Raw genomic sequence first — 12,567 nt, 5'->3', positions numbered from 1 at the left:
TGAAAATGTGCCATTATATTAACATGTTTGCCCTAATTTGACAGATACAGGCTGGTTAAATTGTTTAACAACTAGTATTAGCACAATAAATCGAAACGGTGCAGCACAAGAGTGTCTAATCTGTTATTTAATACGATTATCCTTATCAAAGTATGTATCTCAGTGCGATAGAAGTCGTATTTTATACCTTGTTTATGTATTAAATAGTGATTAGCAGCTAGCGATATTAATAACGTTAAAAATTAGCCAAATTTTTGCCCTTTTATCCATATAACCGTTGTTCATAAAATGGCTATCGTGCCAAATATAGCTATCGTGTCCAAAATATTAGCCACCAAAAATCCTTATCTTAAAACCAATTTACATAAGTAGTTAAATTTATGCCTTTTACCGATGAAGAAGTAAACGCCCTCAATGCCCAAGAAAGCGCTTATCCACTTGAGTTTTTTAAAAATTTTGCGCAAGAAATTACGGTTTATGAAGACGATGACATTTGGGTGGTTGATAAACCTGCAGGACTATTAAGCGTCGATGGTAAAACACTCAAAGTCAGTCTTCTTGCTCGTCTTGAGCGTGCCAATCCAGCCGTAAAATTGATTCACCGCTTAGATATGGACACCTCGGGACTGCTTATTTTTGCAAAAAATGCAGCAGCGCAAACCAATATCAGTAAGCAATTTATCGAGCGTCTACCGCAAAAGAAATACCAAGCACGTGTCTTTGGTGAATGGGAGCAGGTCGGCGCAACTGGTGAGATATCAGTACCAGTACGCTATGAGCCAAGTACCAAACCGCGTCATATCGTCGACCACGACTGGTCAAAACATGCGCTGACGTTATATGAAGTTTTGGCTCACGAAACCTGTAATGGCGAGGCAGTCACTAGGGTCATGCTAAAGCCAGTCACGGGTCGCAGTCATCAGCTACGCGTACATATGGTGCATGTCGATCATGTGATGATTGGCGATCCGATTTATGCTGAAGGTGCGGCATTAGAGATAGCTCCGAGGCTCAACTTACATGCACAGCAATTGCGTTTAAAGCATCCAGTACTGGGTGCTTGGATGGACTGGGAGAGTCCTTGCCCATTTTAAGAATTAGATTTTGCCGCTTGCTGTTAATAGATGCGATAAACAACGGCTCTAAAGCCAGCTATAAAATACCAGTCATGCAAATACAAGGATGAAAGTATGCTTGATATCACCACTACCAAACAGGCCATCAAAAACCGCCTTAAAGGTAGAAAATCAAAGACGGATAAAGTAGCCGACTATGAAGTATTGATTATCGGTGCGGGTATCGCAGGTATTGGCATGGCTTGCCGTTTACAGCAACAGCAGCATAAAGGCCTATTCGGTCATAAAGCTCCAAAAAAGCAAAAGCAGGTAAAACTGACTAATAATCAAAAATCTCTACAGCGCTTTGCTATTTTAGAAAAGCGTGCTGATTTGGGTGGTACATGGGATTTATTTACCTATCCCGGGATTCGCTCTGACTCTGACGCCCTGACCTTTGGCTATAATTTTAGGCCGTGGCTTGATTATAGAATGCTTGCAGCAGGCGATGATATCAAACGCTATATCGCCGATACGGCACGCGAGTTTGGGGTGACCGAACATATCCATTATCAGCATGAAGTTCAGCAGATATCATGGTCTAGTGAGGATCAACAGTGGTCAGCAACTATTAAAAACCATGCAAGCGGTGAGATGTTTGTTAAGACTGCCAAGTTTATCGTAGGTGCCACTGGTTATTATGATTATGAGCAAGGCTATCGCCCTCATTTTGATGGAGAGGAGGATTTTTACGGTCAAATTATCCATCCGCAGCACTGGAATAATCTAGACTATAATGATAAAAAAGTCGTCGTCATTGGTAGTGGTGCCACAGCGATGACATTGCTACCTGCGCTAGTAGATAAAGACAGTAATCAGTGTGCGCGTCATGTCACGATGCTGCAGCGTACGCCGACCTATGTGGCAAGCGTGCCGGGTGATGACCATGCTATTGACTGGCTATCTGGCAAATTTTCACCATTATCAAAAGAGCAAGCTTACACGGTACTGCGTGCGCGCAATGTGTTGAGACAGCAAGGCCTGTACAAAGTTGCGACTCATGCACCCAAGGTGATGAAAGCAGTCTTAAAAGGTGGGGTGAAAAAAGAGCTGAAAGGTAGCGGCGTCGACAGCAAGCACTTTATGCCCGACTATAATCCATGGGATCAACGAGTATGCGCGGTGCCTGACGGTGATTTATTCAAAGCTCTGCAGGATAAACGTGCAACAGTGGTGACCGATCAAATAAACCACTTTACTGAAACAGGAATTATGCTGCAATCTGGTCAGCACCTCGACGCTGATATCATTGTTACCGCGACTGGCTTAAAGCTACAGATGCTAGGCGGGGCTGCGGTATATATCGACGGTCAAGCTGTCGATATTGGCACGCGTATGACTTATAAGGCAGTCATGATAGAAGGCATACCTAATCTGGCTGCACTGTTTGGCTATACCAATGCCTCGTGGACACTAAAAATAGATTTGGCCTGTCAATATGTAGTGAGGCTGCTGGGGTATATGCATAAACAACGCTATCAGGTCGCATTACCACAAGCACAGACTGCAGATATGACAGCCTATGCTCAAGCAGATACCGTAATGGGTTCGCTATCGTCTGGTTATGTCAGACGCGGCAAAGACGAGCTACCTAAGCAAGGCGATCGCTATCCTTGGTTCGTGACCAACAACTATCTAAGCGATCGAATCATGCTTAAGTATCGCAAGGTAAAAGACGACTGGTTACGATTTAGTCGTTAGCATCTTGGTAATTATTGATGATGGTTGTCGATGAAGTCAGCGACTTGCTTGCTTAACATCTGCCACAAGGTTTCCTGAGCGCTTTTGCTGCCCCATGCATTGTGCGGACTAAAGATAACACGCGGATGGTCGCTGATACTGAGGAGCGGATCATCGTCAGCGATCGGTTCTTGTTCAAATACATCGCTAGCATAACCGATGATTTGCTCACTATTAACCGCGTCAGTTAATGCTTGGCTATCAACGATGCCGCCACGTGCGACGTTGACAATGAGCGGTTGTTTGGCCATTTTTGCCAGAGTGTCTTTATTAATAAGATGCTCAGTTTGTTCATTTAATGGACAGTGTAGACTGATCACATCCGCACGCGCTAGCACTTCATCAAACGCGGTATAGTCGTCGTTGCGCGGTTCGCGTCCTTGGTGTTCTGCCCATAGGACGGTCATGCCAAAGGCACGAGCAAGATCGGTCACGCGCTTACCGATGGTGCCAATACCGATAATACCTAGCGTCTTATCTTCCAAATCTATCAACGGAATATCTAGCAGACAAAAATTACCGTTTGCCAGCCACGTACCATCAGCGACTTTCTGATGATAATGAATGCCTGCGCGCATTGCATTTAACATGAGCATAAAGGTATGCTCGGGCACGCTTTTCACCGCATAACCAGCGACATTAAAAAGCGCAACACCGTGCTTATCGCAAGCCTCTTGATCGACGTTGTTCATGCCAGTGGCAGTCAGTTGGATCAGCTTGAGTTTCGGTAGTTGCTCTATTACTTCCGCACCAATCTGGACTTTGTTGGTAATAATAATGTCAGCATCTTTGCAGCGCTCAATAATGACAGCCGTGTCTTTTGGCGTGTCGTTATAAGTGATGTAGTCGCTCACACCCCTTGGTGCAGGCAGGTCAATACCTGCAGAAAAAGTACCTTTATCTAAAAAAACGGCTTGCATGGCTAGTCCTTACTTATTGTTGTCTTATAGATAGTTAGCGAATAAACGGCTATCGCATGATTTCTTATCGGCTTAATGTAGCACGTTGATATTTTTAGTCAAAAACGAATCGGCCAAATATCGATTGAACAGATATAAGCTGCTGATAAAATAGGATAATCTATATTGTTTAACATTGGTGTATTCGTCTGACATAGTATCTGATAAATAACTTATAAAATCATAGCTATCGCAAGCTGCCTCTTGAAAATTCAACTTAACGCACTCATCTACCCGCTAACGTTATATAATGGTAGGGCTGAACGATTGGCTTGATTGGTGTTGTAGCATTTCTTCTATGTCTTTTTGACATTTTATGGTGTGAACAACCTTATTTAGCTATTGTTAGCCGCCATTGCTGTTTTCTAAGCTATCTATCTAATTTCTTACTACCTGAGTACAAAAGACATCGCCTTATGACTATCTCTATTGCTTCATTGCACAGTACTGAATTCGCCGTTGGTCAACGTTATTTATCTGATACGGAGTCTGAGCTTGGCTTAGGTGTGGTCATCGATGTTGACGACCGATGTGTGCATATTTTATTTCCGCAAAGTGAAGAGACACGCGTCTACGCAAAAAACTCTGCGCCATTATCGCGCGTGGTGTTTAAGGTGGGCGATAGCATCTACGATCAAGATGGCAAAAGCTATACGGTCAATGCCGTTGATGAAGTGATGGGCGTACTTAAATATGGCGTCGATGAGCACGAGCGCGGCATCATGGAAACCCGCCTTGCTGCCAATATCACATTGGCCAAGCCGCTTGAGCGTTTGCTTGCTGGCCGTATTGAACGTGGTGACTGGTATGAGCTGCGTCAAGATATCTTGCGCATGCAATCAGCGCTGGCAGGTCATCCATTAAAAGGCCTAATGGGTGCACGTGTCGATATCATCGAGCATCAGCTATATATCGCGCATGAAGTCGGTAAGCGTATTGCACCGCGTGTACTACTGGCTGATGAAGTTGGCCTTGGTAAGACCATCGAAGCGGGCATGATTATTCATCAGCAGTTGCTAACAGGCAAAGCTGAGCGTGTGTTGATTTTAGTGCCAGATAGTTTGCAGTACCAATGGATGATTGAGCTGCGTCGCCGCTTTAACCTAAACTTTGCCTTGTTTGATCTAGTGCGTACTGCGGCTATTAAAGAACACGATCCTGAACAAAACGTCTTTGCCACTGAGCAATGTATTATTGGTGGTATGGATCTGTTACTCGATCACCCAGACTTATATGACCAAGCGATGGATGCAGGGTTTGATTTATTGGTCGTTGATGAAGCGCATCATCTGCATTGGGATGAAGCACAGGGCGGCAATGATAAGTATGACTTGATTGCGGATTTCGCCGAAGAAACGCCGGGCGTGATGCTATTGACAGCAACGCCAGAGCAGCTTGGTGCGCAAAGTCACTTTGCCCGTTTGCGTCTACTTGATCCAGATCGCTTTGATGATTTGGATGAGTTTATCGATGGGCAAGAAGCTTTTGCAGAGACAGCAGCAGTTGCTGGCGTCTTGATAGAAGAAAAGCCATTGAATGAAGGTCAAATTGCTGCTTTAAGTAGCTTATTAGATATTAGTATTGAAGAGCTATCTTCAATCAATGAAGATGAAAAGCTGCGTACACATGCATTAAATGAGCTGTTAGATCGTCATGGTACAGGTCGTATTTTGTTCCGTAATACTCGTGAGAGTGTCAAAGGTTTCTACGGGCGTAGCAGCCAACCGTATCCATTGCCATTACCTGAGGCATGGAAAGACAGCTATCAAACCAATGGTAAGTTGCGTGAGCAGCTATGGGGCGAAGAAAACCAACCAGATGGTGGCTGGCTAGAAGATGATCCACGCGTTTCTTGGTTGATTGATATCTTACGTGGTGAGCTTAAGCATCAAAAAGTGCTATTAATCGCTCGTAGTGGTGCGACGGTAGAGAGTTTAGAGGCAGTATTGCGTCTGCATGCCGGTATCAAAACAGCTATCTTTACTGAGCAGATGACTTTGCTTGAGCGTGACCAAGCGGCCGCATTCTTTGCAGATAGTGAAGGTGCGCAGATACTGTTGTGTTCAGAAATTGGTTCAGAAGGTCGTAACTTCCAATTTGCAAGCCAGTTAATACTTTGGGATTTGCCTGCTAATCCAGATACGTTAGAGCAGCGTATCGGCCGTCTAGATCGTATCGGTCAGACGCAGCAAATCATGCTACATGTGCCTTATGTACAAGGTACAGCGCAAGAGCGTCTGTATCAGTGGTATAACGATGCACTGAACATGTTCAATCAGATATCGCCAACCGCACAAAGTGTACAAGAGCAATATATCCAAGAGCTTAAGCCAATGCTTGAGGGTGCTGATACACCTGAGAATAATGTCATCTTGCAAGACATCATTGACGAGGCGCTACAGACACGTTTGGGACTAGAAGCACAGCTACAAGCTGGTCGTGACCGTCTGCTAGAGTACAATTCATGCCGTCCGCGTGTCGCAGGTCGTATCGCCGATGCTATGCGTGACTTCGATGGTAATAATTTGCTGCCGCACTTCATCGAGCGTTTCTTTGCATCTGCCAATATCGATCACAACATTCAACGTGATGGCTCGTGGGTTATCGCGCCTATCGATAGCACCGAGATCAGTGACTATATTGATGGCTTGCCACTTGGTGATGAAGACGGTATGACCCTGACCTTTGAGCGTGAGCAAGCGCTTCAGCGTGAAGACATCGAATTTATCACTCACGAGCATCCATTGATGCGTGCTATCTATGAGCTGGCGAGTACCAGTACCTTTGGTAATACGACAGTTGCGATGCTGAAAAGCGCTGCTGTACCGCAAGGTATGGTATTGCTAGAAGTGAATTTCCGTGTTGAAGCAATCGCGCCAAAAGTGCTCAATCTGCCAGCGACTTTGTCCACGCAAAATATCCGTGTCTTTATCAGTGAGCAGGGTAGTGATTTATCGGCTCGTATCAGTGCTGAGATGATTATGCCGCATGTCGAGCGATTGGATAAAAACCGTGCCCGCCAAGTCATTAAAGTACGCGGCGATGTGATTGAGCAGCGTTATTACGAAGCTGAAGATATTGCTCGTCAGCAGATCGCTGAAATTGGTGAGCAAGCAAGTAGCCGCTTTAGCCAGCAGTGGTCACGTGAAATCAAGCGTCTAAAACATCTACAGACGATCAATCCAAACGTACGTCCTGAAGAGATTGAGCGTCTAGAGCAGCTTAAAGCTCAAGGTGAGCAAGCGCTTGGTAACTTGTCATTAGTACCGGACTCTATTCGCGTACTCGTAGCAGTTAAGCCATAAACATCGGCGTATTTGTCAAAAACGAGGTGTTATTATACATCTCGTTTTTTTATGGTTGAGATTGCTTGCTTTGCTCTTTAGTTGCGATTTTTCTGGCAAAAACAGACAGGCAATACTTATGAGTAAGCTGACAGTAACTAGTCAAAGCCACCAATATTGGGTAAGATGTTTACCTTTTCTATAGAAAATAAATATTCGGTGATAACATCGCTAACGATGTTTGTATGTTTATTTTAAGGTCTCCTTCGACAGATCTTAACAAGTGATCTCGCATTATTTTACATTCAAATATGATGGCTATATGGCATCAATATCATCAGATGCTGAGCGTTTTTGATAAAAATAAGGAAACATATCGTCATGTCCGATAATCTACAACTGATTGATGAGCTGCTGGCTACTATCGCGCTTATTGAAGTTACCCCTGATGTGTTTGAGGGTAAAAGCCATGACTATGTGGGCAGTCGTATATTTGGTGGGCAAGTGCTCGCCCAAGCGATTATGGCAGCGGCGCATACATTAGATAAAGACAAACCTTGTCACTCACTGCATGGGTATTTTTTGCGTGGTGGCGATATCAACCAACCAGTGATATACCAAGTCCGTCGATTGCGTGATGGTCGTAGCTTGTCTGCACGTGAAGTCACGGCTATCCAGTACAAAGAAGTACGTGGTAAGCCGCCTGTTGAACAAGTAATATTTTCAATGATTGCCTCGTTTTCGCCGATGGAAGATGGGCTTGAGTATCAAGAAGATATGCCTGTCTATCCACCGCCAGAAGACTTGCTGACAGAGCAAGATCTAAAAGAAGAAAATGTCGGAAAAGTGCCAGAAGCGCTAAAAGCAAGATTTATGCGCCGCCGTCATGTCGAGATTAAGCCAGTTAAGCCGCGTAATCCGATTAGCCCAGAACCTATGAAACCCAAGCAAGCAAACTGGCTACGTATTCGTGAATTGGGCAATCAGCCAGTGGCTATTCAGCAAGCACTCTTGGCATTCTCGTCGGATTTTTATTTGGTTGGCACAGGGCTAATGTCACATGGTGTTAGCTTTATGACCAGTGGTCTACAAGCTGCCAGTATCGATCACTCAATGCATTTCCATCGTGATTTTGATTTGAATAAATGGATGCTTTATGACATGTGGAGCGATACCACGTCTAATGCGAAAGGGTTGAATCATGGTCAGTTTTGGCAAGATGGCAAACTGGTCGCAACCGTGCAACAAGAAGGCCTCATGCGTTTACGTGTGCCAAAATCTTAAGGTGCTTTAGACCCAGTTATCTTTATGTTGGAATAAAAAAAGCGACTCATTATCAATAATGAGTCGCTTTTTTTATACTAAGTTTTTTATTCTAGGATCTTAACCATCGCGCGAGGCAGCCCTAGGCTGTCTTGCGCTTTTTGTTCGGTTAACCATTTAAAGTCAATTTCAGCCGCTGCTAATTTCTGATTTAGCTCAGTTATCTGCGTCGCATCGATCGTCAGTTTACGCGGGGTCAAATACCAGTGAAAATGCGTCAGCGAATGCTTGATAGGGGCATCATCGAGCAAGGTATTGCTGACTGATTTTGCCACCAGTTCATTTTTTATGAGCCATTCATTAATGATTTGCTCAGCAGTGGTAAATTCTGCTTCGTATACTTTTTCATTACTACGGACATCGTTTACTGTGTTTGATGGCTTATCATCGCTAGCTAGCGTCTTTTTAACAGTAGCCTTAATGTTCGCTTTACCGTCAATTTTTTCTACAAACTGTAATGGCAAACTCCATAATCCACCCCAGATACCATTGTCAGGGCGCTGTAGCCATAGTATGTCACCATCTGCACTTTCGATTAGCAGTGCATCACTGAATTTACTAGGTTTGGGCTGTTTTTTTGCTTTGACAGGATAATCAGTCTCGCGCCCTTGCGCATGCGCTAGGCAGTCTTCTTTTAATGGACATAATAGACAGGCAGGCTTGCTACGGGTACATAATGTCGCACCCATATCCATCATGGCTTGCGCAAATAGTCCGGAGTTCTCTGTCGGTGTTAGTCGCTCTGCTAATGCCCATAAATCTTTGGTGGTAGCAGATTTGGTGATATCGCCGTCGATAGCTGCCCAACGTGTCAGCACTCGTTTGACATTGCCATCGCAGATAACGCCATAGTGATGCAATCCCATCGCCATAATCGCCCCAGCGGTCGACGGCCCAACGCCCGAAATCGCCTCCCATCCTGTTAGTGTCTGCGGAAAGTCCCCCGTTTCATCGATGACCTCAACCAACTGCTTAGCACCTTTATGCAAATTACGCGCGCGTGCATAATAGCCAAGTCCTGCCCAATGCTCGGCGACCAAATCCCAGTCGGCAGCGGCTAAATCTTGCACAGTCGGAAACGTCTCCATAAAACGCGCGAAGTAGGGCAGCACGGTAGTCACTTGCGTTTGCTGAAGCATCACTTCGGATAACCAAACGATATAAGGATTGGGTGTATCAGTCTGGTGCTGTTGCCAAGGTAAGTCATGGCGACCGTTTTCGGCAAACCAATTTAGCAGGCGCGGGGCGAAGGAGTTAAGAGATGACTCAGGTTGAGAGAATAAAGTAGGCAAGAATAATCCTTGTCAATTAATAAAAAATATTAGACCATAAAAGGTTAACTAATTTATGGGGTGGGCTGACTCGCTATGCAATGGTCTGTTGTTTTTAAAGAAGAGTATTAGTTAGTTATTACGTGCCCTTCACTTTCAGTTTAATAATAAGTAGAACCAGTGTTTCCATTAATAGTTTAGGAGATAGTATCTTGTCAGCACAAACCTTTTTTGTCTGGGATATCCAGCAAGTTACTTGTATACCAAGTAAAGACAGCTCATGGGAACAAGCAACGCACGACTTTGAAGCTTTGCGCCAGCAGCCAGTGGATACTATCAGCCCAAATATCATTGAGCTGGCAGCTCGTCTCGTGGACGAAGCCAGAATCTCGGATTATTCAGAAGTCTTTTATGAAGCCTACGTAAATACAAATTTAGAGATGAAAACACATCCTAAGACCGCTTGCGTCGCCATACCCACACCTGAAGCACTGCACGGTGAAGCGCTAGATGTTATCGCCCCTTTATGTGAAGAATTAGGGCTAGTGTTTTATGACACGCGGGGTATGGTCGCCTATCCAGATGGTACGATCTATCCGCCTAACATCGCACGAGGGATGACACTGCTAAAAGAAAAGCGGGCGCTTGCAAAACAGTCCGCCGATATTTATAAGCCAGAGGCACAGGTTCCTAGAGATAGAGAGGACTTTGAAAAAATACTGCACCCATTCATGCATGATTGTTTAGAACGTTATGGTTATCAGTGTAGTCAAGTAACAAGCGCTAACGTTAATGATTCTCTTGAAGTCGATGGTTGTACCAAGGCCATGCCTTATGGTCATGTGCGTCTAACCGGAGGAGCGGAAGGTAAGAACGGCTATTTTAGATTAAAAATTCATGCGTATTTTGTATCACCAGCGTTTGAAGAGATTTATGACAAAGCATCGCCGCCAACTGAGCTTAGACAGCAGTTTCCTTATTTAAAGCTACATTACATTAATGTATGCGATAGAAACTTTGCAGATAAGCAAAAACAGATTCCTGAATTTATCAATACTGAGTTTGCCAGTAAATTGGATGAAGCAGATAAAATAGACAGCTATAATCAACTTTTTTTGTTACTGCACAACAGGATTGCAAGAGGGCACAGCTATGGTGAGAGTGTGGATAAACACCTTATTTTAGCCAAACTTGCAGATCGAGAGGACTTCGATGAGTTGGTTATACAGTATCGTGATCTGATAGATAACTCACCAAACGAGTATGCTAAGAATAGAATGAATGAGCGTTGGGATAGACTTTTAGAGATTTTATCTACCGTAGAGCCGTTGGAGTAACCAGTTATGACTGAATATACTTTGTTTTATATTTGGGATGCAAGTTTGGGTGATGGTGATGAGTATCTACCAAACTCATATGATAGCGCTGGTGTATTACTACCGCAGCTTCTAGAGGTAGAAGTCAGCGCTCATAGCGAAAACATATTCGAGTTTGCCACTGAGCTACAGCAACTGGCTCATGAAGGTGATTTGTCATTTGAGCTTTCATTAGCATTTGGGGCAACGGACGCTCATGTGCAGCTACAGAATACTTTTGCTGTCTCTCTGCCGCTGCCAGATAGTAATATGCAAGAAGCTGCTAGAGTAATTGCACCATTGGCAAAGAAACATGGGTTGGTGTTTTATTATTTGTTAGGGTTGGTTTCTTTGCCTGACGGGAAAATTTTCACTTCTACATGATTGGTCTTACGTTTATTAAACCTACTTCCTATTCTTCCGTGTTTTCAAACGACGTAATCGCTTTTCTTCCTCTTTCGCTTTTTTCTTCTCTTCAGCAGCGAGTCGTTGTTCTGCGACGACGATTTCTTCAGCTTCAGTCATCGCTGGTGTTTCTAGCGTGATGCGACCAATCTTTGCGCTACGCAATTCGTTAATGAGAATTTCAGACATACGGTAAGTGTCGACTTGATTGCCCGCGCGTACACAGCCGCGATTACGTCCAGCGACTTCAAAAAACTCCCAGTCGGTCTTTGGCAGCTCTTCAATTTTGTAGCGAGTTTTTAGCAGCTCAGGATAGGCTTGCATTAAGTACTCAGCGGTATAGCTGGCCACATCAGCGAAGTCAAAAGCCGTATCACGGATACCGCCCGTCGCTGCTAAACGATAACCTGAGTTTTCGTTTTCGACTTTTGGCCATAGCATACCAGGTGTGTCATAAAGCATGATGTCATCGTCGAGTTTAATCAGTTGTTGTGACTTGGTCACTGCTGGCTCGTCGCCTGTCTTTGCCACAGCGCGTCCTGCTAGCGTATTGATCAGCGTTGATTTGCCAACGTTTGGAATACCCATAATCATCGCTTTGATTTGACGACCAGTCCCGACTTTATTGGGTACGAGATGCTTACAGATGGCGATGATGCGTTTTACATCATTGGCTTTTTCAGTATCGCAAGCAATGGCTTTGACCCCATCTTGCTGTTCGAGATAATCCATCCATGCTTGAGTCAACTCAGGATCGGCAAGGTCAGCTTTGTTCAGGATTTTGATAACAGGCTTTTCGCCGCGTAGTGCTGCGACCATTGGGTTTTCACTGCTATAAGGAATACGCGCATCGATGACCTCGATGACCAAATCCATCTGCGGCATGACTTCTTTGATTTCGTTACGGGCTTTGTTCATATGCCCAGGGAACCACTGAATACTTGCTCTCTTATCCATCTGCTTTCATAACCTTTTATAAAAAATGCTAAAAGTAAAACAATCAACGTTTACTTTCTAATGGTGCCAGTTTACTACAGAACCTGCTTGCTCACGGCACAATTTCACCCAACCAGCTTTGTGATTAAGCTTGATTTTGGTTTTCTGTTTCCTCATGC

Annotated in this window: 9 protein-coding genes; 6 read left to right on the top strand and 3 right to left on the bottom strand. The window is 44.3% G+C overall.

Features of this window, described 5'->3' with window-relative positions:
• Positions 1 to 380: 380 nt before the first annotated feature.
• Together DXK30_RS11270 and DXK30_RS11265 are read left to right on the top strand one after the other, a co-directional pair.
• Positions 381 to 1,094, top strand: coding sequence for an RluA family pseudouridine synthase (locus tag DXK30_RS11270; protein ID WP_114701768.1), 714 nt, complete (start codon positions 381 to 383; stop codon positions 1,092 to 1,094).
• Positions 1,095 to 1,190: 96 nt separating this feature from the next.
• Positions 1,191 to 2,816: a flavin-containing monooxygenase gene (locus DXK30_RS11265; protein WP_114701767.1), complete on the top strand. Its 1,626-nt coding sequence runs from the start codon at positions 1,191 to 1,193 to the stop codon at positions 2,814 to 2,816.
• Positions 2,817 to 2,827: 11 nt separating this feature from the next.
• On the opposite strand, the gene DXK30_RS11260 is transcribed toward DXK30_RS11265, so the two are convergent.
• A complete protein-coding gene (locus tag DXK30_RS11260) occupies positions 2,828 to 3,775 on the bottom strand; it encodes a D-2-hydroxyacid dehydrogenase (protein WP_114701766.1) in 948 nt (315 codons plus the stop codon).
• Between the two features lie 455 nt (positions 3,776 to 4,230).
• Here DXK30_RS11260 and rapA point away from each other — a divergent pair, with 455 nt between their 5' ends.
• A complete protein-coding gene (gene rapA, locus DXK30_RS11255) occupies positions 4,231 to 7,119 on the top strand; it encodes an RNA polymerase-associated protein RapA (RefSeq protein WP_201637762.1) in 2,889 nt (962 codons plus the stop codon).
• A gap of 360 nt (positions 7,120 to 7,479) precedes the next feature.
• On the top strand, positions 7,480 to 8,382 hold the full coding sequence (locus DXK30_RS11250) for an acyl-CoA thioesterase (RefSeq protein ID WP_057761915.1): 903 nt from the start codon (positions 7,480 to 7,482) through the stop codon (positions 8,380 to 8,382).
• A gap of 86 nt (positions 8,383 to 8,468) precedes the next feature.
• Here the strand turns inward: DXK30_RS11250 and mutY are convergent, their stop codons facing one another.
• Positions 8,469 to 9,713 (bottom strand): A/G-specific adenine glycosylase, encoded by a 1,245-nt coding sequence (mutY, locus tag DXK30_RS11245; RefSeq protein WP_114701765.1) that lies wholly within the window; start codon positions 9,711 to 9,713, stop codon positions 8,469 to 8,471.
• Between the two features lie 191 nt (positions 9,714 to 9,904).
• On the opposite strand from mutY, the gene DXK30_RS11240 reads away from it, so the two are divergent.
• Positions 9,905 to 11,029: a hypothetical protein gene (locus tag DXK30_RS11240; RefSeq protein ID WP_114701764.1), complete on the top strand. Its 1,125-nt coding sequence runs from the start codon at positions 9,905 to 9,907 to the stop codon at positions 11,027 to 11,029.
• A 6-nt stretch (positions 11,030 to 11,035) separates the two neighbouring features.
• Entirely contained in the window at positions 11,036 to 11,431 is a 396-nt protein-coding gene (locus tag DXK30_RS11235; protein ID WP_114701763.1) for a hypothetical protein, read from the top strand.
• Between the two features lie 21 nt (positions 11,432 to 11,452).
• On the opposite strand, the gene ylqF is transcribed toward DXK30_RS11235, so the two are convergent.
• Positions 11,453 to 12,409 (bottom strand): ribosome biogenesis GTPase YlqF, encoded by a 957-nt coding sequence (ylqF, locus tag DXK30_RS11230; protein ID WP_057761911.1) that lies wholly within the window; start codon positions 12,407 to 12,409, stop codon positions 11,453 to 11,455.
• Positions 12,410 to 12,567 lie beyond the last annotated feature (158 nt).

The sequence above is a fragment of the Psychrobacter proteolyticus genome (assembly GCF_003350005.1).
Classification (GTDB): domain Bacteria; phylum Pseudomonadota; class Gammaproteobacteria; order Pseudomonadales; family Moraxellaceae; genus Psychrobacter; species Psychrobacter proteolyticus.
This window is presented reverse-complemented; position numbering and strand designations above follow the sequence as displayed.

Bases quoted from the DNA above. Each gene is read 5' to 3' on its own strand.
- DXK30_RS11270 (WP_114701768.1), top strand. From the start codon at position 381: ATGCCTTTTACCGATGAAGAAGTAAACGCCCTCAATGCCCAAGAAAGC.
- DXK30_RS11265 (WP_114701767.1), top strand. From the start codon at position 1,191: ATGCTTGATATCACCACTACCAAACAGGCCATCAAAAACCGCCTTAAA.
- DXK30_RS11260 (WP_114701766.1), bottom strand. From the start codon at position 3,775: ATGCAAGCCGTTTTTTTAGATAAAGGTACTTTTTCTGCAGGTATTGAC.
- rapA (WP_201637762.1), top strand. From the start codon at position 4,231: ATGACTATCTCTATTGCTTCATTGCACAGTACTGAATTCGCCGTTGGT.
- DXK30_RS11250 (WP_057761915.1), top strand. From the start codon at position 7,480: ATGTCCGATAATCTACAACTGATTGATGAGCTGCTGGCTACTATCGCG.
- DXK30_RS11235 (WP_114701763.1), top strand. From the start codon at position 11,036: ATGACTGAATATACTTTGTTTTATATTTGGGATGCAAGTTTGGGTGAT.
- ylqF (WP_057761911.1), bottom strand. From the start codon at position 12,409: ATGGATAAGAGAGCAAGTATTCAGTGGTTCCCTGGGCATATGAACAAA.